Origin of the sequence: Myxococcus sp. SDU36, from assembly GCF_030168875.1 — a bacterium.
Taxonomy (GTDB): domain Bacteria; phylum Myxococcota; class Myxococcia; order Myxococcales; family Myxococcaceae; genus Myxococcus; species Myxococcus vastator.
Genome location: NZ_CP077414.1, coordinates 7,536,068 through 7,556,642 on the forward strand (window position 1 = coordinate 7,536,068; position 20,575 = coordinate 7,556,642).

Sequence of the window (20,575 nt, forward strand, 5' to 3'; positions counted from 1 at the left end):
ATTCATGCAGGAGAATCGTCCGGAGCGTCGCCTCAGAACCACTCCGGGCGCATGCGCGCGTAGGAGTCCTCTCCTGTCCGGCAGAGCCGGGCGAGCAGCGGTACCCGAGGCAGCTCCACCGCGAACCAGTACTGCGCCGCCGCCAGCTTGCCCTCGTAGAAGTCGGGCGCGAGGTCGCCACGCCCCAGCGCTTCTTTCGCCGCCGCGGCCTGGGCCAGCCAGCGCCAGGCCACCGCGAGCACGCTGAACAGCTCCAGGAAGTCCGCGCTGTGGCGCAGCATCAGCTCCACCTCGCCGGACATGCCACGCGCGCCCAGCTCCGTCACCACGGTGGTGGTCTCCGCCAGGGCCTGTTCGAGCGCCTCGGCCCACTCCGGCGTCACGCCCGCCGCGCGCGCTCGCGCCACCGTGGTGCCCACCTCCTCCGTGAAGGCCTGGAGCGCCGCGCCGCCGCCGGCCATCACCTTGCGCCCCAGCAGGTCGAGGCCCTGGATGCCGGTGGTGCCCTCGTGGATGCTGTTGAGCTTCTGGTCCCTCAGCCAGGCCTCGGGCAGGTACTCGCTGGAGTAGCCGTAGCCTCCATGGACCTGCACCGCGAGCGCATTGGCCTCGAAGCCCCGCTCGGCGGGGAACGACTTCGCCACGGGCGTCAGCAGGTCCACCAGCAGGCCCGCGCGCTGGCGGGTGGCTTCGTCCTGGCCATGCTCCGCGAGGTCCGCCTGGTACGACGCGGCGAGCAGCAGCGACAGGCCCCCTTCGACGATGGCCTTCTGCCGCAGCAACATCCGCCGCACATCCGCGTGTTCGATGATGGGCGTCTGCGGCCGCGTGGCGTCGCGCACGCCGGCGGGCCGGCCCTGGGGGCGCTCACGCGCGTAGGCCACGGCCTCGTGGTACGCCACCGTCGCGGTGGCCACCCCGTTCATGCCCACCATGATGCGCGCCTCGTTCATCATCTGGAACATGCACGCCAGGCCGCGTCCCGGAGGCCCCACCAGCCAGCCGTGGCAGTCACCTGATTCACCGTAGTTGAGGGCGAGGCTGGGGATGCCCTTCCAGCCAATCTTGTGGATGACGCCCGCCACGCGGACGTCGTTGTCCACCAGCGTGCCGCCCGCTGGCCGCCGGGAGGGCACCGCGAAGAGGGAGATGCCCCGCGTGCCGCCCTCCGCGCCTTCGATGCGCGCCAGCGTCAGGTGCACCACATTCTCACGGAAGTCCTGGTCCGCGCCGCTGATGAAGATTTTCGAGCCCTGGATGCGCCAACTGCCGTCCGGCGCGGGCGTCGCGAGGGTCCGCACGTCCGCGAGGCTGCTGCCCGCCTGCGGCTCGGTGAGGGCCATGGTGCCCGTCCATTCACCGCGGTACATCGGCTCCATGAAGGCCGCCTTCACCTCCGGCGTGCCGAACACCTCCAGCAGGTGCGCCGCGCCCAGCGTCAGGCCCAGCCAGGCGTAGACGCTCAGGTTGGCCGCCATGAGGTAGGCGGTGGACACCGCGTGCACGGTGAGCGGCAGTTGCTGTCCGCCGACGTCGGGCGGGCGCGAGGCGGTGAGCAGGCCCAGCTCCACCAGGCGCGGGTACAAGTCGCGCATCAGCGGGTGGACGTGGACGCGCCCGTCGCGGAAGGACGGGGGCTGGGCGTCCATGGCGCGGTAGGTGGGGTAGAGCACCTCGCGCGCGAAGCGGCGCGTGCTGTCCAACAGCAGGGTGAAGGTGTCGCGGGAGTGCTCCGCGAACGCGGGCAGGGCACACAGCGCCGTGGCATCCAGCACTTCATAGAGCTGGAAGTCCACGTCGCGGTCCGACAGCAGCGGATTGGGGCGGGGCGCGGTCGTCATGCCCCGGTGTTAACAGGGGCGCTAGTAGGACGCGAAGGCTGCCTCAAAGTCGAGGTCGTCGTCCGGAGCCTCGTCCCGGATGTCGCGCACCGCGTCGGGCCGGGCGGCCCGCTCCGGCGGACTGTCGTCACCCACCCAAGGCATGACGGACACGCTGAGCAGCGCCATGGTCAGGGCCGTCTCCATGGACTCCATCAGCGGCTCCTGGGAGCGGTGCCACCAGCGGTGGTGCCCCCGCTTCCGTCGGCGCAGCCGCTCCAGACACGAAGGGCCCAGCACCTGGATGCTGGCGCCGCCCTGCACCGCGAGCGCCCAGCCACAAGGCATGGAGGACACGCCCTGCGGCCGTCCCCGGTAGGGGCGCGGCGGTGCGTGTGGGTCCAAGGACCGGGACGTCGTCGGCGAGGTCGCCAGGGGACGGGCGGGTGCGCGCGTCCCACCGCGCACTCGCCACGGCGCGGGACGGAGTCGACGGGGAGATGGGCTCCACATGGGGGTGTCACGCTCCTCACGCGGCCTATCCCTCTCAGGCGACAGCCGCTCGCGGAAGGTGGTGTCCCCTCCCTGAACCCGCCATGTGGGAGTTGCTCGCTCCCTGGCCGGAGGGTGGCAGTGCGGAAGAGACGAAGAGGGCCCGCCTGCCCGCCTGCCCATTGCCAGCCGCTCCGCGTACAGTGGGCGGACGCCGATGCCAACGTCCTCCTTTGTCTTCCATTTCATCGCGGTGACAGGCTTTGGCTGCTGCGTGCCATGGCTCCTCCAGGAGGCCCAGGAACTGGGCGGTCGGAGGGGACAGGTGGACCTGGCCGTCGCCGTCGCCGCAGGCGGGCTTGCGCTCCTGTCGGGCCATGCCCTGGTGTCACTGGGGTTGGCCCGCCCGCTCACGGTGCTGCGTGCCCGCGCGGAGGTGGGAACCTATCTCCAGGTGCTCGTCGCGGTGGGCGTGCTGGGCCTGCTGGGGCTTCATCTCCTGACGTCCGCCGAGCCCCGGCCCGCGCTGGGCGCCTTCTGTCTGGGATTGACGGCCTGGCTGGGGGCGCTGGGCTTCCAGTGGGTGCCCGCGCTATTCGTTGGCCGCGAGGGCTTCGTGGACCACCTGGGACGAAAGACGCGCTTCTCAGAGCTGGAGTGGTTCTGCTTGCGCAAGCAGGACGGGGAGCTGCCTCGCACCTGGCTCCAGGCGGGGCGGGGCGGCACCCTGCGGCTGGAGGTCCGTCTCCCCACGGCAGAGGCCGAGCGGGCGCGAGGGCGGTTGCTCCAGGCGGGGCTCGCGCACCGGGCTCCGGGGCGCTGAGGCTCACTTCGTCGCGGGAGGCGCCGGCCACGTCGCGCCTGAGACGACGCCCTTCCAGGGGTCCCCGCCCACGCCGAAGGCGATGAGCTGGAAGGGCTCCGGTCCGGTCACCTCCACCAGCCCCACGCCAGGGACGGCGGAGGACCACGTGGCGGTGAGCCCCGCGGGGAAGGAGTACTCCGTCACGGGGAGCTCGCGGCCGGCGACCCGCGCCGTGGCCTTCCGGAGGACGCGCGGCTTCCAAGCAGCGGGGCGCGCGGCTCCGGAGAAGACCTCCGCGGCGTCCTGGGGCGCCTGGCCTGGCATCCGCACCCGCGTCAGCAGCACCTGGTCGGCGGTGAAGACGGCGCCCTTCACGAGGAACTCGAGCGCCACCCGCCCCGTGGCGGGCACGTCGACTTCCAGGACGAGCCACCGCGCGCGCTGGCCCTCGTGCGTGTCCGAAGGGCCCACCTTGAACACGAAGAAGGAGGGCCCCGCCGACGACTGGCCCACGTAGCGGGCCCAGCCTCCCTCACGCAGCACGAGCGGCAGGCCCAGCATCCCGTCCTGGGCGGAGGCCGACGCGGTCAGAAGACAGAACAGCAGTACCCCCAGGTGCCACGTCCCTCGTGTCATGTCCGCTCCGAATGGTCAGGCGCCTGTCTGGAAATGCCAATGATTTGCACTAGCATGGGGCCATGCGACGCCTCCTGACCGCAGTGTCTGCCGCAGCCATGCTCGCGGGTGCTTCCGGGGCGGCCTCCGGCGAGGCGCGTCCAGCGCCCGCCACGTCCACGAAGGGGAAGGGGGCCGAGCGCCCACCGGCGAGCTCGGCGCCGGCCGCGGCCATCACCGTGGCCCCGTCCCGCGTCGAGGAGGCCCGGGCGCTGGTGCCGCCGCCCCTGCTCCATGCCCGCTTCCAGCCCGTGGTGGGCACCTGGGTGGAGTACGAGTACCGCACCGCGCGGGGGCGCTTCCCCGTGCGAGTGGCGGTGGTGGGCCAGACGCTGCGCGAGGATGGCCTGCCGCTCTACCAGGTCGAGCTGGACTACCAGACGACGCCGCGGACGTTGATGGCGGCCTGGGTGGTGGGCGGCGCGCGGCCCGTCGTGGAGCGGCTGGCCATCTCCGTGCCGCCCCATCCACCCATCTCCCTTCCCGTGGACCTCTACATGGACCAGCCCGAGCTGCGGGGCACGTTGACGGAGGAGAAGCCCACGGACCTCCGCGAGGGCGCCTTCGCTGGCAAGGCCCGGCAGCGCATCTACCGCCAGGAGACGCAGCGGAGCGTGTCCGTCGTCCTGTCGGCGAAGGTCCTGGTGACGGGCGTCGCGTCCATCCGCGACGACACCGCGTCCTGGGTGGCGCGCAAGGCGGGCTCCGGCGCGCAGCCCGAGCTGAGCGCCGTGCCCATCGCCATTCCCCGGCTCCCGGAGCAGTGAGGCGGCCGGCGCGCTCACCCCAGCGGGTACCCGAGCACGAGGTAGAAGCCGCGCACGTAGATGGTGAAGGCCGCGAACATGTCCGGCGCGAAGGTGGCGATGCCACCGCCGATGATGAGCAGGGCCATCAGCAGCAGTGAGAACTCCATCAGGGCCTGACCTCGCGTGCGCGGGCGCCGCACCCACGCCAGGGTCCGGGTCATCCAGCCAATCATGGGAGGGACTCCGTGGAAGGCGTGGTCCACTCCTGGACCACGGTGACAAGGGATTCGGGCGGGCCGTCCTTGGCGACGGGGGACAGCGACAGCGAGAGCCGCTCGCCCTGCCGCTCGAAGGCCAGCAGCTCCACGCCGTTGGCGCCCGTGCGCGCCGGGGCCGGTGAATAGCCGCGCCCGGTGAAGGCCTCGCGGTAGAAGGCCGCCAGCATGGAGGGGGTGCCGTGCGCGACCTCCGTGAGCGTCATGCTGTTCGCGGCGGGGCCGCGCGCGCTCCGGTCATCGACGCGCAGCACCGTCATGGCGCCCGGGGGCCGAGGCAGCGTGTCCGGTGCGCTCCCGTGGAGGTGGAGGCCCTGGGGCGTGTCGACGAGCGAGGGGAAGACCATGGTGCGCGGCGGCATACCGCCCATCCCGATGGCCGTGACGGAGACGAGCGCGCCCCGGAGCTCGTCGTAGTAGTTCACCACGCCGCCGCCCGTGCCATCCGGCTGGTGGGTGACGCGGCGGCCCCGGCGGCGGAACTCCCGGGCATAGAACTCCAGCACCTCGCTCGGAGGACTCTGGGTTTCGAAGAAGGCCATCTCCATGGGGTTGCCGTTGGCCTCCATCCGGCCCATGGGGATGAGCGTGGTGCGGGGGAAGGCCGGGAAGAGGCCGTCGAGGAGCTGGCGCGCCGGTGGCGGCGGACGCGCGGGCGGCGGCTCCGGTGGGCGCGCGGGCGTCGGAGGGGGGACGGGGGCCGGCTCGGGCGGTGGCTCCCGCAGCGTGGCGGCCGTGAGCACCAGCAGCAGCAGCGCGGCCAGCCCCAGCAGCCGCGGCAGCGCGCCCGTCCGGTCCGTCAGCGCTCGCCTCGCGGGCGGTGGCGTGGCGCTCACTGACACGCGTTCCCTTCGTAGTGGTGGTACTGCTCCCGCTTCACGCTGAAGATGTACGCGTCGGAGTAGACGGACTCGGGGAGCTCGGACTTGCTGGCGCCCTGGAAGTACGGCCCCCGGCAGTTGTAGGCGCGCATGGGCCAGTTGTCCCCGTAGCCGCCGTTCTGGGAGAAGCCGCGCTTCTGCTTCACGGCGTTGGGCTCACAACTGTTGAAGCACCAGCGGGTGTCGTCTTGCCAGTAGGCGGCTTGCAGCGCGTCTCCGGGGACGGTGCGCATCTGTGTCGGAAGTTGAAGCCGGGGTGTGGGCTGCTGCGTCACACCGAGAATCCGGACCGACGCGCGCAGGTAGTCATTGCTGAAGGGGAAGTCCAGGCCCAGCACCTGGAGCACGCTGCCAATGGAGTCCAGGACGCCGCCGGAGTTGGCGGCGACGCCCGCGTAGGCAATGCGCCGCACGCGGTCATGGGTGCGCTGTTCGACGCGCGGATAGCTGGCGTCCCCGGGCATGTCGCCGGGGGCCCAGGCGCGCCACGTGTCATGGAAGAGGTAGAAGCGCTCCGTCATCCGCATGTCGAGGCGGCCGTCCCCGAAGCCCGTCGTGTACAGGGCGAAGGTCTCCGGGATGAAGCCGTTGCGGATGGTGAGCTCGACTTCCGCCTGGACGGCTCCCTGGCGCGAGTCCAGGCCCATCTGCCTGGCGACGGCGTCCACCGTCCCGCCCAGCGCGCTCATGGCCGTGTTGGCGGCCGCCATCAGCCCGCCCGACGAGCGGCCCGACAGGGAAGACGACGTCAGCGGCGCATCCGCGTTCCGGGCCCGCACGGCCACGGTGACACGGCCCTCGAAGGTGGGGTCCAGCGCGCCCGTCTTCGTGGCGCCGTCCAAATCCTTGTAGCGCTCCTGGGCCTCCGCGGCGATGGCGTCCACGTCGGGCTTCACGGTGCGCTCGAAGGCGACGTACCGGGCCAGCTCCGCGCCCTTGAGGCGCACGCGCTGCAGGTCCCAGAAGTAGTTGGACCAGAGCACCAGGACGACCAGCAGGGGGGCCAGCAGGGCGAACTCGACGGTGGCGGCGCCGCGGCGGGCCCGGGCCCTTCCACGCGTGAGGCGAGAGGCGGTGTGTGGCTTCACGGCGGCTCCGTCAGTAGTTGAAGGCGTTCCTGAACCAGCCCGCGCTGAGGTCCCACTCCCGAATCATCAGGCGCATGGCGGAGTCCTCCCAGTGGGTCTTCACGGGGGCCAGCCGCGCGGTCCACAGCGGGTTGAAGAAGTTGGGCTCCTCCTTCCACACGCCGGGGCGGTGGTAGACGGCGCGGCCCACCGCGATGGCCATCATCCCGCCGGTCGTCTCGCGGAAGTGGGCGGCGTCAACGTCGAAGGCGCCGTTCGCCATCCGGGAGCCGCCGACGTACTTCCACGTCATGTCCAGGAAGCCGTCGCCCACGACTTCGCCTCCGGCGTCGATGCGGCCCGACGCGTTCTTCATGAACGCGTTCTCCGACAGGTTCTTCATCTGGAAGGGCGTGCTGGCGCCGCTCACGGCGCCCATGTCCTTGGACAGGACGGTGACGTTGCAGGGGTAGCCGAAGTGGTACTGCCACGGCCGGATGAAGCTGGGGTCCGAGGTGACGAACGGGGTGATGCCCGTCCAGTCGTGGTGGTCATCCGTCTTGCGGCGGCCGAACTCCTGGTGGAAGCCGCCCTGGGCGTCCGCCGCGGCGCGGAAGCGCAGCTGGAAGACGGTCCGCCAGCGGCCGAAGAAGCAGGCGGGCCGGACGCGAATCTGGATGTCGTCGGCCGCGTAGAGCTGGTCCTTGCGGTTGTTCTCGAAGGTCTCCCGAAAGCTCTTGATTTGACTGTCCGCCGTCTTCGCGATGCGCACCTGGAAGACGCCCACGCACAGCCCCAGGTTCCACCGGCGCCCGATGAGGACCGGGCCTTCGCCCTCGGCTGTCCAGCGCCGCCGCACGGCGTTGGCCAGGTTGCCCATGAGCAGGCGGTACTTGGCCATGTCCGGGTCGGAGAGCCGGTTGTCGCGCAAGAGCCTGGCGCGTGTGCCCGTGCCGGTCGGGTCGCTGAGGTCCACGCTGCCGCTGCTGCGCGGCCCATCATCAATGGGGTGGAGGAAGTTCTTCAGGTTCGAATAGTTGGTGCTGGTGACGGCCCGCAGCACCGACAGGCCGGGGTTCCCGCCGCTGGACCCGTGGGTCATCGCCACGCCTACCTGGGCCTTGGGGTCGGTGCCCTGGATGACGGTGTTCCCGTCGGAGGTCACCAGGTCCAGGAGCGTGCTGTAGAGCATGGCCTCCTGGGCCAGCCACAGCGCGATGTTCAACCCCGTGAGGATGGGGATGAGCACCCGTGACACCACCTCCACGGCGGCCTTCCAGAACTTGAGCGCCGCCTCCACCGCCGCGAACACCGCGCCGATGACGGGGATGTACTTGAGCACGCTGGCCGCGCTGCGGAGGGTCTGGTCCAGGTACACGGCGTGGCTCACGTAGGACATCACCGTGAGCATGGCCGAGTAGTGCACCACCATGGCGCGGTTGGTATAGGCCAGGAAGTTGTAGGCCCGCGCCTCCTTCACCGCGATGGAGTAGGCCTGCGCGTCGGCGGCGTCCTGAAGCTTTATCTTTTCATAGACGCCATGGCCGATGCTCACCGACGCCATCACACTGACCGCCAGCACCAGCATGGCGACGGCGCCAATGACCATGGCCTGGCCGCGTTCGTCACGGCGCATCCTGCGGAGGAGGCGGAACATGGGGCTCCAGTCCGAGCGGGGGCTCAGCTGTCGACCGCGCAGCCACGCGGCCCGTAGTTGCTGTTGTCGAAGTAGTTGGACTGCATGCGCATGGACCAGGTGGCCGTCAGGGGCATGACGTAGGTGCCTTCCCCGGCGAGCGTGCTCAGGCGCTGGTGGGTGGCGCTGCGCGCGGCGCCCCGGCGCTCCAGGTACCCGGTGGCGGCCTGGCCGCCCGCGCGCTGGCTTTCGAACTGCAGGCCGCGCAGCTCGCCCAGGTATTCGCGACCCATGTAGAAGCTGTGCAATTGCCAGTTCGCGAAAGGGATGCGCATCTCGTAGAAGTACGTCAGCCGGAGGGAGAGGAGGTTGGCCTCGACGATGCGCGTGTCCCGGACGTCGTCGTAGTCCAATTCGTTCGCGTTCATGTGCGAGCCATAGGTGGCGAACAGGCCGTCGAGGTCGCTGAGTCTGGGGTTGACCACCTCCAGCCGGAACAGCGGCAGCGCGCCGCTCTGGTAGCGTTCGAAGACCGGGATGAACGTGTTGTCCAGGTAGCCCGTGAACAGCCGCCGCGTGTACGCGGTGTGGACGGACTGGGCGAAGTCGAGCGTGTCCACGCGGCCCTTCACGCTCTGGCTCAGGGGCCCCAGCGTTGGCAGCAGCGCCGTCAGGGCCGCCTTCCGCATGATGTTGCAGTCGCCATGGTTGACAATCCCCGCCCGGGCGGCCCGGTAGGCGCCGTACTCCGTCATCAGCCGGGCGTGGTGCACCATGCCCAGTTGAATGGTGCCCAGGACGATGAAGACCATCATCGGGACGACGAGCGCCGTTTCGACCGCGGCTTGCCCTGCTTGATGGCGACGGCGGATGGACATGGGGGCCATGCTCCTTCTGAAGCCTTACGGTGAGCCTCTCCCCATCCCCCCACCCGCGTCTGATGTCTTCGTATGAAAGGCTACTGGAAATGTCTGTTGTGGCAAGCGTTGCGCCTGTCTTTTTATCCGCGGGGTGACAGGTATCGCGGCCGGAGGGCCTTGACAGGAACTCCACGGCGCCCGCCTCCCTGGCCGCCCGGCGAGGGACCCACTCGGCAGAGGGACTGTCGGCTGTTGAAAAGCCGTCTCCCGCCAGGAGGGTGTGGCCCTTGCGGGCTGTTAAGGTCGAGTGCCTTCCATGACGCACCCCCTCTGTAGCCCTCCGGATGCGGCCCCGGAGTCCCAGCGCCCGGCCCCGGCGCTTCCTGGCGTGGACGCCTTGCAGCTGCTCTCCGAGAGCATCCCCCAGCTCATCTGGGTCGCCCGCGCGGACGGCCACCACGAGTACTACAACGCCCGGTGGTATACCTACACGGGCCTCACCCCCGAGCAGGCCCTGGGGGAGGGCTGGCGGCTGGCCTTCCACCCCGATGACCTGGAGGAGGCGGGCCGGCGCTGGGCGGACTCCCTGCGCACCGGTGAACCCTACGAGGTGGAGTACCGCTGCCGCCGCCATGACGGCGTGTGGCGCTGGCACCTGGGACGGGGGCACCCGGTGCGCGACGACAGCGGGCGCATCGTCAAATGGTTCGGCACCTGCACGGACATCGAAGAGCAGAAGCGCGCCGCGGAGTCCCTGCGCGTGCTGGCCGAGGCGGGCGCGCTGCTGTCGTCGTCCTCGCTGGATTACGAGGCGACGCTCTCGGCGCTGACGCGGCTGGTGGTGCCGTCGCTGGCGGACTGGTGCGCCATTGAAATCGCCTATGAGGATGGCTCCACGCGCCAGGTGGGCATGGCGCACGTGGACCCGGAGAAGGTGCGCTACGCGGAGGAGCTGCGCGTGCGCTACCCGCCGCGCCATGAAGACCCCTCTGGCGTGTTGTCCGTCATCCGCACGGGGACGCCGGTGGTGCTGCCGGAGGTCCCGGATGCGCTGCTGGTGGCCGGGACCCGTGACGCGGAGCACCTGCGCATCGCGCGGGAGCTGGGGCTGCGCTCCGCCATGGTGGTGCCGCTGACGGCGCGTGGGCGCACCATTGGCGCGCTGTCGCTGGTGCACGCGGAGTCAGGCCGGCGCTTCGCCCAGGCGGACCTCCTGCTGGCCACGCAGCTGGCCGAGCGCGCGGCGGTGGCGCTGGACAACGCCCGGCTCATCAAGGACGCGCGGCGGATGGAGCTGCGCTTCCGCTCGCTGGTCACCGCCTCCACCCAGGCTGTCTGGGTGACGCGCCCCGACGGCGACATCGAGGAGGACAGCCCTTCCTGGCGCGCCTTCACCGGCCGGACGTACGCGCAGTGGCGGGGACACGAGTGGCTTTCGGCCGTGCATCCCGAGGACCGGGACACGGCGGCGCGGAGCTGGTTCGCCACGGTGGAGCAGCGCCGCCCCTATGACGCGGAGTACCGCCTGGCCCGCCCGGACGGGCGCTACACCCCCGTGCGCGTGCGCGCGGTGCCGGTGCTCAATCCCGACGGCGGCGTGCGCGAATGGGTGGGCACCACCACGGACATCTCCGCCCAGCGCCAGGTGGAGGACGCCGCCCGCAGGCTGGAGCGCGAGGCGGCCGCCCGTCGGCTGGAGGCGCTGCGCGCGGAGGTGAGCCTCGCCCTGGCGCGCGAGGACGCCCTGGAGGAGATTCTCCAGGACTGCGCCGACGCCCTGGCGGCGCACCTGGGGGCGCAGACGGCGCGGCTGTGGCTGTACTCGCGCGACACCCACACCCTGGAGCTGGCGGGCAACGCGGGCCCCACCGCGCCGCCGCGCGACAAGTGGGTGCGGGTCCGGGTGGACGGCCCCAGCATGGTGAGCGAGGTGGCCCGCCTTCGCACCCAGCTCCGCGTGGACGACCTGTCAGACGACCCGCGTGTCCTGGACCGCGCCTGGTTGAAGGAGACGGGCGTGCGCGCGTTCTCGGGCACGCCGCTGATGGTGCGTGGGCAACTGGTGGGCGTGCTCGGCGTCTATGGCAGGGAGCCGCTGGGCGAGGACGCGGCGGTCGCGCTGGCGGCGGTGTCGGACGCCATCGCCCAGGGCGTGGAGCGCCGCCGCGCCGAGGAGGGGTTGCAGCAGCGCGCCCAGGAGCTGGCCCGCTCCAACGAGGAGCTCCAGCAGTTCGCCTACGTGGCCTCGCACGACTTGCAGGAGCCGCTGCGCATGGTGGCCAGCTACACCCAACTGCTGGGCCGGCGCTACAAGGGCCGGCTGGACGCGGACGCGGACGCGTTCATCCACTACGCGGTGGACGGTGTGAACCGCATGCAGCGGCTCATCCAGGACCTGCTGACCTATTCACGGGTGGGCACGCGAGGCTGGGACAAGCGTCCTTGCGACGCGGGACGGGCGCTGGAGCGGGCGACCGCGAACCTGCGGGCGGCCATCCAGGAGACCCAGGCCTCGGTGGAGCTCGGCCCGTTGCCGGCGGTGCTCGCGGACGAGACGCAGCTCACCCAGCTGTTCCAGAACCTGGTGGGCAACGCGCTCAAGTTCCACGGCGCCGCGCCGCCCCGGGTGCGGGTGAGCGCCGAGCCGCGGGGAGAAGCGGTCCGCTTCACCGTGCGCGACTGGGGCATTGGCATCTCCCCCGAGTACTTTGAGCGCATCTTCGTCATCTTCCAGCGGCTCCACGGCAAGGAGGAGTACCCGGGCACGGGGATTGGCCTGGCCATCTGCAAGAAAATCGTCGAGCGCCATGGGGGCCGCATCGGCGTGGAGTCCCAGCCAGGCGAAGGCACGGCCTTCTGGTTCACGCTGCCCGCCGCACCGTCCCATCCGGAGTCTTGAGACATGCTTCACGACGCGACTGGCAGCCCGATTGAAATCCTCCTGGTGGAAGACAACCCCGGCGACGTGCGGTTGACCATTGAAGCCTTCAAGGAAGGCAAGGTGAGCAACCGCCTGTCGGTGGCACGCGACGGCGTGGAGGCGCTGGCCTTCCTGCGGCGCCAGGGCGCGTATGCGAACGCCGCCCGGCCCGACCTCATCCTGCTGGACCTCAACCTGCCGCGGAAGGACGGACGCGAGGTGCTGGCCGAAATCAAGGTCGACCCGGCCCTGCGCCGCATCCCGGTGGTGGTGCTCACCACGTCGAAGGCGGAAGAGGACATCCTGCGCACCTACGATTTGCACGCGAACTGCTACATCGCCAAGCCGGTGGACCTGGAGCAGTTCATCTTCGTGGTGCGCTCCATCGACGATTTCTGGTTGTCCGTCGTCCGGCTGCCCCCCAAGCCCGAGGCTTCATGAGCGACCGGAGCGTGGACGGGCGCCCCCTGCGCCTGCTGCTGGTGGAGGACAATGCGGGCGACGCGCGGCTGCTCCAGGAGGAGCTGAGGGAGATTGCCACCGCGCGCTTCGACGTCCTCCACGTGGAGCGGCTGGCGGACGCGGTGCACGTGCTGGGCAGCGCCAGCGTGGACGCGGTGCTGCTCGATTTGTCGCTGCCGGACGGGCAGGGGCTGGCCAACATCCCCCGCCTGCTCAACGCCGCGCCGTCGGTGCCGCTGGTGGTGCTCACCGGCACGGACGACGAGCAGCTGGCGGTGCAGGCCGTGCACGAGGGCGCGCAGGACTACCTGGTGAAGGGGCAGGTGACGGGGGCGCTGCTGGTGCGGGCGCTGCGCTACGCCATCGAGCGCAAGCGCGTGGAGGAGGGGCTCAAGCGCGAGGAGGCGGCGCGGCAGACGGCGGTGTTCCGCGAGCAGTTCCTGGGCGTTTTGGGACATGACCTGCGCAACCCGCTGCAGGCCATCTCCGGCAACGCGGCCCTGCTGCTGCGCTACGGCGTGCTGGCGGAGCCGCAGCGCAAGGCCGTCAACCGCATCTCCATCTCCGCGGACCGGATGGCGCGGATGATCAACGACTTGCTGGACTTCACGCGCACCCGGCTGGGCGGCGGCTATCCGCTGACGCGCGCGCGGGTGAACCTGCACGACGTGTTGCGGCAGGTGGTGGAGGAGCTGGAGGTGGCGCACCCCATGCGGCGCTTCGAGCTGACCCTGTCCGGCAAGGGCTGGGGTGAATGGGACGCGGACCGCATCGCCCAGGCGGCCTCCAACCTGGTGGGCAACGCCGTGCAGTATTCGCCCGAGGACACGTCCGTCAGCGTGTCCGTGCGCGACGAGGAGGGCGGCGTCCGGATGGAGGTGCACAACTGGGGGCTGCCCATCCCCCAGGAGCGGCTGCCTCACATCTTCGACCCCTTCGTGCGCGCGCAGGACATGCGCAGCGCGCAGCGCAACGGGCTGGGGCTGGGGCTCTACATCACCCATGAAATCGTGCGGGCCCACGGCGGCTTGTTGCAGGTGACGTCCACGCCGGAAGAGGGCACGCGCTTCTGGCTGTGTCTGCCGCGCTTCGAGAAGCCAGACATGCTGTCGCGCTAGCCGCCTGCCTGCCTGCTGGACGGGCGGGCATCCATGGCGGGGACGGCCGGGGAAGCAGCGCCGTGAGCGGCGGGACGACACATCTTTTCAGGGTGAAGCCAACGTGGCCGTGCTCGCCTCCGTGGCGCGCCGCCCCAGCAAGCGAGGGTCAGCTCATGGTAATCCTTGGCGCCACCATCCTGGGAGTCGTCATCTTCGCCGTCCTCATCATGGCCGTGATTCTGGGCGGAGCCATGGGCAACAAGCAGGAGCGCAACCTGCGTGAGATTACCGAGCGGCAGCGGGCCGCCGGCATCACGGGCGACGTCACCATGAACGACAACGCCCTGGGTGGGCTGCCGGACCGGCCCGCGCACGCATAGCGGTGGCGGCCCGCGCGCGCCGTCCCGCTCAGGCCGTGCCGTCCACCGGAAAGTGGGCGGCGAGCAGGAGCTCGAGCTGGCCGCGCACGGCCGGTGCCAGGCGCATGTGTCCCAGCCAGCGCAGGTGTTCGGGCCGCAGCCGCGCGAGCATCCTGGCCACCTGCCGACGGCGGTGCTCGGGCGCGGCCTCCCGGAACCAGGCGGAGGACTCCCGGCAGAAGAACGACAGCGCATCCGCGGTGTCCAGCAGCGACACGTCCCGTGCGTTGGCGGGGCGCGCGTCGCGCGTCAGCAACTCCCGCACGCGCCGGCAGGTGGCGTCATCCGCGCCGACCTCCTCCAAGACCTGCACCGCGCGGTCCGCGCGAACCTGTGCCGTCGGTTGCTCCCCTCCCTGTTCATGGAAGAAGGCCGCGGCCTGCGGCGGGAGGTCCACGTCCGGCCGCAGCCGGAGCGTCCATTGCCAGGCATCCACCGCGCGGTGGAACTCCGCGCGCGCCTGCGGCTGCTTCAAGTCATGCAGGGAGCGGTGCCGCGCCAGCAGCCGGTTGAAGAGCGGCGTGGCCGAAGCCGCGTTGCGGCGCCGCACCAGACATTGATAGCGGGTGAGGATTTCCAGCGCGGCCACGACGAGCGCCTCACACCTCGCGCCGTCCAGACGCAAGGACAGCCATTCGCTGCGCTCCGCCGCCTCGAAGACGCGCGCGTCCCAGGCGATGGGGTCGAAGGCCGGCGCGTTCCATTCGGATGCGTCCAGGTGGAGCACGTTGCCTCCGCGCCCGGCGGCCAGGGGCGCCACCTGCACGGTGGGGAACGTGTGCTGCACCAGCGGCCAGCCATGTCCGGCGGCGGGGCCCTCGGAGCGGAAGTCGGCGAGCAGGAGCTGGCGCAGCATGGGGGCCTCCAGGTTGGGCCCCAAGCTGGCGTCAGGCGCCCCGCATGCCTACTCCCTCCGGGAGTCCCGGCTTCGCGTGGGCTGGTCAACGGAGGCTCCGGCGGTGGGACGCTCCCTCGTCCCATGGAAACGCGCACCGCCGGGGCCTGTCTACCTGAAGGCCGCTAGGGCCGGCCCAGGTCCGCGGGCTGGTTGAAGGCGTACGCGCTGGCGCCAGGGGCCTGGTCCTCGTGGAACAGCGGGCACTTGGCGCAGGTGAAGCCATCCCAGTCCTTCTTCACCGCGACGTCGATGCAGCCGCCGTAGAAGCGGCAGTGCACGTTGCGGTGCTCGTCGATGGAGAAGGACTCGGCCCGCAGCGGAAGGCGGAACTCGGTGGGTCGTGGCTGTGGACAGGACATGGTGCCTCTCTTGCCCCCCTCATGGGACGTGTCATTCCTCTACCTGCCGTTGCGCCGCGTCATTCCCGGCGCGTCCGAGGCCACCCGCGCCGTGCGTCGCACGGGCCTCATGGGTGCCAACAGGAAGGGACCGCACTCTTTAATGATGAGGGGCCCTGGCGCGCATCCATCCGGGCGCGTCCGGGGCGGGGGTGGGGCGCGCCGCCCGAGGGGCGGGCGGGCGCTCATCCACCCGGGGGACGGCTCACACCTGAAGCGTCTTCTCGACCTCGGACAGCTTGTAGCGGGCCATCGCCAGGTTGGCGCTGTTGCGGTGCAGGGCCACGTACAGGAACAGGCCCTCCTTGCCCGCCAGCGGGCGGATGAGGTGGTACTGCTCGCCGAGCGTGATGAGGATGTCCTCGATGCGGTCCTTGATGCCCAGCATGCTCATGGCCTTCATCTTGGAGCGCACGACCTCGGTGTTGGCCGCCGCCGCCGTCTCGATGTTGAAGGCCGGGTTGCCGCCCACGCTGCCCAGGCACATGCCGCTCTTCGAGTCCGCCAGACAGGCCGCGAAGGCCCCTTCAATCTTCAGCGTCTCTTCCAGGGTCTGCTTCACGTTCGCCATGACTTCGCTTTCTTCTTTCAGGGGATGAGTGGGAGGCTTCGCGACAGGGGGAATCAGCTCATCCAGGCCATACGTCAACTGGCTGGAATAGGTGCGCGGCTGCGGCACGAACATGGCCTGGGCGTCCGTCAGCGACAGCAAGGCCTCCAACTGCTCCGACATGTGGCGGCGCAGCAAGTCCCGCATGGTGTCCCGGGGAACCAGGCCCCACGTCACCAGCGTCTCGCAGAAGTTGCCCCCGCTCTGCCGGCACTCCGCCACCACCTGCTCGACGTCCTCGCGGCTGACCACCCGCTCCCGGATGAGCACCGAGGAGAAGTTGAGCGCCCCCGGCCCGTTGAGGACCGCCCAGGCCACCTTCCGCGCCACCACGAAGATGCGCCCGGACACGGAGGTGGACCGGACCACGACCTCCCCACCCAGCTTGCTCTCCAGGGCCTCGTGAAGCACGGTCCGTACGACCTGACGGGGCGCTGAAGTCTGGGTGCGGGCGACAGATTCCATGGGGGAGGGTCCAGCGTGCTCCAGTTGGGAATGCAGCGGAAGGGCGATGAATGAGGCGGAAATATACAGCCAGGGCGAATCATCGCAACTGTGCTGTAAAACTTAGCGGAATTGACCGGCGGTGGGGCGTTTGCGACTCATTTTGAGGCAGAGGAGCCCGCAGCGCAAGAATTCAAAGCCGTTGAAAAGGTGACATACATTGTCGCCGAAACAGGGAGTGAGGGTTCTTCACGGGAGCGCGGGCCTGGCTGGCAATGGCAGACCTCCGGGGGAGGGGTGCCTGTGTGGGATGGGGAGCGACCAGGAGGCCGTCCGGAGTCTTCTCCCGAATGAGGCTTTCCTCGAAGATGCGGACGTGAACGCGTCTGCCCGAGCCCCCCGCCCGTCTCCTTCTACCTCCCACCCCTGGCTGGGGGCCCTGGCCCTGGCCCTGGTGCTCGCCCTGTCAGGCTGCTCCGCCTTCTCCCGGGCGGTGAAGGAGGGAGACGTCGCCAGCCAGGAGCAGAAGTGGGCGGAGGCGGAGGCGGCCTATCTGCGCGCGCTGGCGGCGGACCCGGAGGCCTCCGAGGTCAAGGTGAAGCTGGGCAAGGTGCGCCAGGCCTGGAGCGAGGTGGTGCTGGAGGAAGCGCGCGCCGTGCATGCCTCCGGGGACCTGGATGGCGCGATGAAGCGCCTGGTGCGCGCGCTGGAGCTCAACGCGGACAACGCCCCGGCGCGGGAGCTGCTTGGCGCCACGTTGGATGCGCGCGTGGCGGCGGGCAACGTGGCGTTGAAGGCGGAGCGGTTGCAGGACGCGCGCACGGAGTTCGACGCGGTGCTGTCAGTGGCGCCGGACCACGCGGCCGCCAGGCGGGGCGTGGACGGCGTGCAGGTGGCCTGGGCGCGGCGGTGGTTCGGTACGGGGGAGGGCCTGGAGAAGGCCGGCAAGCTGGGCAACGCGCTGGTGGCCTACGTCCGCGCGGACCAGGAGCGCGTGGGCGCCACCGCGGCGCGGGAGCGGGCCGAGGCCGTGCGCCAGAAGCTGCGCGACGAGGTGGCCTTCCTGGTGGTGGCCTCGCCGGTGGAGGACCGGGCCGGAGCGCCGGACGTGGCGCAGCGGCTGGCGGCCGGCCGGCTGGCGGCGATGCTGCCCACGCAGCTGCCCCTGCGCGTGGTGACGGAGGCCCCGGCGGGCCGCGAAGGCGTGTCTCTGGATTTGTCGCTGGAGCGCGTGCTGCCGCTGCAGGTGGTGGAGGAGTCGCAGCGCACGCAGCGCTACCTCGCCGGCAACCGCTCCGTGCCCAACCCGCGCCGCGGCGGCTTCGAGACCCAGCTCCTGAAGGCCGAGCGCACCCTGGAGGACGTGGAGCGCAAGCAGGCCGCCGCGCTGCGGGAGTACCTTCGCTTGCAGGCGGAGCTGTCCATGGTGCGCGTGGCCGCCGAGCGCTGCCGCGAACGGGAGCGCCGCCAGTGCCGCGAGGCCCTGCAGGAGTGCGGCGACGCCGCGCGCGAGGCGAGCAAGCCGGGCGAGCTCCCCAGCGAGTGCAACCCCTCTCGCTGCGACACCAAGGCGTGCGTCGCCGAGGAGGTGTTGCTGGTGGCCAAGGCCGCCGCGTCCCTGGAGAAGGAGAAGGCGCTGGAGGCCGCGCTGGAAAAGGCAGAGGGCCAGCGCACGGCTGTGCAGCGTCACCGCGACGCCACCTTCCGCGAGCCCATCACCGTGGAGGAGCCCATGTATTCGGACTTCGTGTTCGACGTGCAGCTCCACCGGCTCACCGTGACGGCCTCTGTCACCGCGGTGATGCGGGATTTGCTCAAGGAGCAGCAGGTGCCCGCGCCCAACACGCAGGACTACGCGGTGATGCACGAGGACACGGCGCACAAGGGCTACGACAGGTACGGCGTGCTCGCGGACCCGGTGCAGCTGCGCAACGAGCTGGAGCTGCGCGTGGAGGTGGGCGACAAGGCGGTGTCGGACGTCGCCCGCCGCGTGAAGGAGCGCTTTGACGCCTACCGCGGCAAGCGCGTGCAGGACGCCCGCCGCGGCATGGTCCGCCCCGGCGCCGAGGACGTGGTGGAGACCGCCGTGCGCGCGCTCCTGCTCACCGCGGACGCGCCGCCGCAGGACATCCTCCAGCCGCTGGGCCGCGCGCGCGGCCTGAATCGCCCGGAGAGCCTGGTGGGGTTGTAGGGCTTCCGCTGCCGTTGTCTATTTTCAGGACGAACGAATCCGGACGCTCGGTGAAGGATGTCCTGTTTCAGGACAGTCTGTCTGAATGTCAGTCAACTTGGCTTCTACGGATAACCCCTTAGAAGTACTGCCATTTCAAGGTGAAACGTAAAAATTGTTTACGAAAAGCCGAGAGACCCTGGAGTCCCAGCACACCGCGTTGAACAGGGAGCCATCAGAAAACCTGAATGACGGCGGTGACTTGGCTGCTGGCATGGCGGCTGCTTGGTCGGCTGCGAACCATTCATCACAACAAGGATGTCCATGTCACAGTCCAAGTTCGTCGGCGCCCTCACGGGCCTGGCGCTGCTCGCTGGTTGCGGCGGCAGCGATGCTCTCACCCCCACCCCCGAGGAGTCGCTCGGCCAGGGGATGTCGTGGGAGGAGTTCCTCGCCCAGGTGTACCAGGAGCCGGAGACGGGCATCTTCATCGCCGACGGTGACACGACGTTCGCCACCGAGAAGCACCTGCGCGAGTTCTATGACAACAACGTCAAGAACGGGCAGCTCATCGTCCACCGCGTGGGCGGGGCGGACGCGAAGTGGAGCGACACGCAGAAGCTGAACCTCACCTACTGCGTGAGCACGACCTTCGGCAGCAACTACAACCGCATGGTCCAGGCGATGGCCAGCGCGACGGGGGCGTGGGAGGCCGCGGGCCACGTGAAGTTCGTTCACGTCTCCGCGCAGGACTCCAACTGCACCGCCAGCAACAACAACGTGCTGTTCGACGTGCGCCCCATCAACGCGGGCGGCCAGTACCTGGCCCGCGCGTTCTTCCCGGGTGACCCGCGCTCCAGCCGCAACGTCCTCTTCGACCCCAGCTCCTTCCAGCCGCTGGGTGTCTGGACGCTGGAGGGCATCACCCGCCACGAGCTGGGCCACGTGCTCGGCTTCCGTCACGAGCACACCCGCCCCGAGGCCGGGACGTGCTTCGAGGACAGCAACTGGCGCGCGCTGACCACCTATGACGGCGCCTCCGTCATGCACTACCCGCAGTGCAACGGCACCCAGAACGGCGACCTGGTGCTGACCACCAAGGACGTCCAGGGTATCCAGGCGCTCTACGGCACGCCGAACGGTGAGCCGCCCCCGCCTCCCCCGCCGCCGCCGGAAGGCGACCCGGTGACGGAGACGCGCACGGGCTCTGTCGCCGCGAACGCGAACGTCAACTACGGCCCCTTCAACGTCGTCCCCGGCTCCACCTTCACCGTGACGATGACGGGCACGGGTGACCCGGACCTCTACGTCCGCACGGGCGCGGCGCCCACCACCACCTCGTACACCTGCCGTCCGTACCTCAGCGGCGCCAGCGAGGGCTGCACCGTCGAGATTCCGGCGGGTGTCACCACCGCGTACATCATGGTGCGTGGCTACACGTCCGCGACCTTCAACCTGACCATCAACTACCTCACGCCCTCCAGCGGTAACGGCACGCCCACCAACGAGACGCGGACCGGCAGCGTGGCGAGCAACGCCAACGCGCAGGTCGGCTCCTTCAGCGTGAAGGCTGGCACCAACTTCAAGGTCGTGATGACGGGCACGGGTGACCCGGACCTCTACGTCCGCTTCGGCGCGCAGCCCACCACCAGCGCGTACAACTGCCGCCCGTACCTCAGCGGCGCCAACGAGACGTGCGACATCGCCGTGCCCGCGGGCCAGTCCACCGCGTACATCATGGTGCGTGGCTACACGGCCGCCACCTACAACCTGGCCATCACCTACACCAAGCCGTAGTCCCGGCTTCGGCGTGAAGTGAACGACGGGCGGTCTTCCCTTGAGGAAGGCCGCCCGTTGCTTTTGGCGCACGCCGCTGGAGTTCGACGCGGTGGGC

19 protein-coding genes are annotated in these 20,575 nt (G+C 70.3%); 8 read left to right on the plus strand and 11 right to left on the minus strand.

Annotated features, from left to right (window positions below):
* Nucleotides 1-32: 32 nt before the first annotated feature.
* Nucleotides 33-1,841 carry an acyl-CoA dehydrogenase gene (locus KGD87_RS30775; protein ID WP_284664511.1) on the minus strand — a complete coding sequence of 603 codons (1,809 nt, stop codon included), beginning with the start codon at nt 1,839-1,841 and terminating at the stop codon, nt 33-35.
* Between the two features lie 21 nt (nt 1,842-1,862).
* Nucleotides 1,863-2,168 (minus strand): hypothetical protein, encoded by a 306-nt coding sequence (locus KGD87_RS30780; RefSeq protein ID WP_284668714.1) that lies wholly within the window; start codon nt 2,166-2,168, stop codon nt 1,863-1,865.
* A 361-nt stretch (nt 2,169-2,529) separates the two neighbouring features.
* Between KGD87_RS30780 and KGD87_RS30785 the strand changes: the two genes are divergently transcribed.
* Nucleotides 2,530-3,135, plus strand: a complete 606-nt coding sequence (locus KGD87_RS30785) for a hypothetical protein (RefSeq protein WP_284664512.1) — start codon at nt 2,530-2,532, stop codon at nt 3,133-3,135.
* Between the two features lie 3 nt (nt 3,136-3,138).
* On the opposite strand, the gene KGD87_RS30790 is transcribed toward KGD87_RS30785, so the two are convergent.
* Complete coding sequence (locus tag KGD87_RS30790) at nt 3,139-3,753, minus strand: hypothetical protein (protein ID WP_284664513.1); 615 nt, start codon at nt 3,751-3,753, stop codon at nt 3,139-3,141.
* A 62-nt stretch (nt 3,754-3,815) separates the two neighbouring features.
* Here KGD87_RS30790 and KGD87_RS30795 point away from each other — a divergent pair, with 62 nt between their 5' ends.
* A complete protein-coding gene (locus tag KGD87_RS30795; protein ID WP_284664514.1) occupies nt 3,816-4,559 on the plus strand; it encodes a hypothetical protein in 744 nt (247 codons plus the stop codon).
* A gap of 14 nt (nt 4,560-4,573) precedes the next feature.
* Here the strand turns inward: KGD87_RS30795 and KGD87_RS30800 are convergent, their stop codons facing one another.
* Genes KGD87_RS30800 through KGD87_RS30820 form a run of 5 tightly spaced genes read right to left on the minus strand, consistent with a single transcriptional unit; the run spans nt 4,574 to nt 9,278 of the window.
* Nucleotides 4,574-4,774: a hypothetical protein gene (locus KGD87_RS30800; RefSeq protein ID WP_284664515.1), complete on the minus strand. Its 201-nt coding sequence runs from the start codon at nt 4,772-4,774 to the stop codon at nt 4,574-4,576.
* Nucleotides 4,771-5,658 carry a hypothetical protein gene (locus tag KGD87_RS30805; RefSeq protein WP_284664516.1) on the minus strand — a complete coding sequence of 296 codons (888 nt, stop codon included), beginning with the start codon at nt 5,656-5,658 and terminating at the stop codon, nt 4,771-4,773. The genes KGD87_RS30800 and KGD87_RS30805 overlap by 4 nt, the downstream gene beginning before the upstream one ends.
* A complete protein-coding gene (locus KGD87_RS30810) occupies nt 5,649-6,785 on the minus strand; it encodes a TadE/TadG family type IV pilus assembly protein (protein WP_284664517.1) in 1,137 nt (378 codons plus the stop codon). The genes KGD87_RS30805 and KGD87_RS30810 overlap by 10 nt, the downstream gene beginning before the upstream one ends.
* A gap of 10 nt (nt 6,786-6,795) precedes the next feature.
* Nucleotides 6,796-8,421, minus strand: a complete 1,626-nt coding sequence (locus KGD87_RS30815) for a pilus assembly protein (protein WP_284664518.1) — start codon at nt 8,419-8,421, stop codon at nt 6,796-6,798.
* Nucleotides 8,422-8,444: 23 nt separating this feature from the next.
* Nucleotides 8,445-9,278: a TadE family protein gene (locus tag KGD87_RS30820; protein WP_284664519.1), complete on the minus strand. Its 834-nt coding sequence runs from the start codon at nt 9,276-9,278 to the stop codon at nt 8,445-8,447.
* A gap of 298 nt (nt 9,279-9,576) precedes the next feature.
* On the opposite strand from KGD87_RS30820, the gene KGD87_RS30825 reads away from it, so the two are divergent.
* The 4 genes from KGD87_RS30825 to KGD87_RS30840 all read left to right on the plus strand — a co-directional run bounded on the left by KGD87_RS30825 (nt 9,577) and on the right by KGD87_RS30840 (nt 14,122).
* The gene (locus KGD87_RS30825; protein WP_284664520.1) at nt 9,577-12,159 is read left to right on the plus strand and encodes a PAS domain-containing protein; all 2,583 of its coding nucleotides are present in this window, start codon (nt 9,577-9,579) and stop codon (nt 12,157-12,159) included.
* A gap of 3 nt (nt 12,160-12,162) precedes the next feature.
* Nucleotides 12,163-12,621 carry a response regulator gene (locus tag KGD87_RS30830; protein WP_284664521.1) on the plus strand — a complete coding sequence of 153 codons (459 nt, stop codon included), beginning with the start codon at nt 12,163-12,165 and terminating at the stop codon, nt 12,619-12,621.
* A complete protein-coding gene (locus tag KGD87_RS30835; RefSeq protein WP_284664522.1) occupies nt 12,618-13,760 on the plus strand; it encodes a hybrid sensor histidine kinase/response regulator in 1,143 nt (380 codons plus the stop codon). The genes KGD87_RS30830 and KGD87_RS30835 overlap by 4 nt, the downstream gene beginning before the upstream one ends.
* A gap of 155 nt (nt 13,761-13,915) precedes the next feature.
* Nucleotides 13,916-14,122, plus strand: a complete 207-nt coding sequence (locus KGD87_RS30840) for a hypothetical protein (protein WP_284664523.1) — start codon at nt 13,916-13,918, stop codon at nt 14,120-14,122.
* A 28-nt stretch (nt 14,123-14,150) separates the two neighbouring features.
* On the opposite strand, the gene KGD87_RS30845 is transcribed toward KGD87_RS30840, so the two are convergent.
* From KGD87_RS30845 to KGD87_RS30855, 3 genes are all read right to left on the minus strand, one after another.
* Entirely contained in the window at nt 14,151-15,017 is an 867-nt protein-coding gene (locus tag KGD87_RS30845; RefSeq protein ID WP_284664524.1) for a DUF4202 domain-containing protein, read from the minus strand.
* 164 nt (nt 15,018-15,181) lie between these two features.
* Entirely contained in the window at nt 15,182-15,418 is a 237-nt protein-coding gene (locus tag KGD87_RS30850; RefSeq protein ID WP_163783695.1) for a hypothetical protein, read from the minus strand.
* A 244-nt stretch (nt 15,419-15,662) separates the two neighbouring features.
* Nucleotides 15,663-16,532: a hypothetical protein gene (locus tag KGD87_RS30855; RefSeq protein WP_284664525.1), complete on the minus strand. Its 870-nt coding sequence runs from the start codon at nt 16,530-16,532 to the stop codon at nt 15,663-15,665.
* 289 nt (nt 16,533-16,821) lie between these two features.
* On the opposite strand from KGD87_RS30855, the gene traC reads away from it, so the two are divergent.
* Together traC and KGD87_RS30865 are read left to right on the plus strand one after the other, a co-directional pair.
* Nucleotides 16,822-18,702: an outer membrane exchange accessory lipoprotein TraC gene (gene traC / locus KGD87_RS30860; protein WP_284664526.1), complete on the plus strand. Its 1,881-nt coding sequence runs from the start codon at nt 16,822-16,824 to the stop codon at nt 18,700-18,702.
* A 297-nt stretch (nt 18,703-18,999) separates the two neighbouring features.
* Nucleotides 19,000-20,478, plus strand: a complete 1,479-nt coding sequence (locus KGD87_RS30865; protein WP_350100460.1) for a pre-peptidase C-terminal domain-containing protein — start codon at nt 19,000-19,002, stop codon at nt 20,476-20,478.
* Nucleotides 20,479-20,575 lie beyond the last annotated feature (97 nt).

Coding starts and splice junctions, on each gene's coding strand:
- KGD87_RS30775 (WP_284664511.1), bottom strand. CDS start 1,841: ATGACGACCGCGCCCCGCCCCAATCCGCTGCTGTCGGACCGCGACGTG.
- KGD87_RS30850 (WP_163783695.1), bottom strand. CDS start 15,418: ATGTCCTGTCCACAGCCACGACCCACCGAGTTCCGCCTTCCGCTGCGG.
- KGD87_RS30800 (WP_284664515.1), bottom strand. CDS start 4,774: ATGATTGGCTGGATGACCCGGACCCTGGCGTGGGTGCGGCGCCCGCGC.
- KGD87_RS30840 (WP_284664523.1), top strand. CDS start 13,916: ATGGTAATCCTTGGCGCCACCATCCTGGGAGTCGTCATCTTCGCCGTC.
- KGD87_RS30785 (WP_284664512.1), top strand. CDS start 2,530: ATGCCAACGTCCTCCTTTGTCTTCCATTTCATCGCGGTGACAGGCTTT.
- traC (WP_284664526.1), top strand. CDS start 16,822: ATGGGGAGCGACCAGGAGGCCGTCCGGAGTCTTCTCCCGAATGAGGCT.
- KGD87_RS30830 (WP_284664521.1), top strand. CDS start 12,163: ATGCTTCACGACGCGACTGGCAGCCCGATTGAAATCCTCCTGGTGGAA.
- KGD87_RS30835 (WP_284664522.1), top strand. CDS start 12,618: ATGAGCGACCGGAGCGTGGACGGGCGCCCCCTGCGCCTGCTGCTGGTG.
- KGD87_RS30855 (WP_284664525.1), bottom strand. CDS start 16,532: ATGGAATCTGTCGCCCGCACCCAGACTTCAGCGCCCCGTCAGGTCGTA.
- KGD87_RS30815 (WP_284664518.1), bottom strand. CDS start 8,421: ATGTTCCGCCTCCTCCGCAGGATGCGCCGTGACGAACGCGGCCAGGCC.
- KGD87_RS30825 (WP_284664520.1), top strand. CDS start 9,577: ATGACGCACCCCCTCTGTAGCCCTCCGGATGCGGCCCCGGAGTCCCAG.
- KGD87_RS30790 (WP_284664513.1), bottom strand. CDS start 3,753: ATGACACGAGGGACGTGGCACCTGGGGGTACTGCTGTTCTGTCTTCTG.
- KGD87_RS30795 (WP_284664514.1), top strand. CDS start 3,816: ATGCGACGCCTCCTGACCGCAGTGTCTGCCGCAGCCATGCTCGCGGGT.
- KGD87_RS30820 (WP_284664519.1), bottom strand. CDS start 9,278: ATGTCCATCCGCCGTCGCCATCAAGCAGGGCAAGCCGCGGTCGAAACG.
- KGD87_RS30865 (WP_350100460.1), top strand. CDS start 19,000: ATGTCCATGTCACAGTCCAAGTTCGTCGGCGCCCTCACGGGCCTGGCG.
- KGD87_RS30780 (WP_284668714.1), bottom strand. CDS start 2,168: ATGCCTTGTGGCTGGGCGCTCGCGGTGCAGGGCGGCGCCAGCATCCAG.
- KGD87_RS30845 (WP_284664524.1), bottom strand. CDS start 15,017: ATGCTGCGCCAGCTCCTGCTCGCCGACTTCCGCTCCGAGGGCCCCGCC.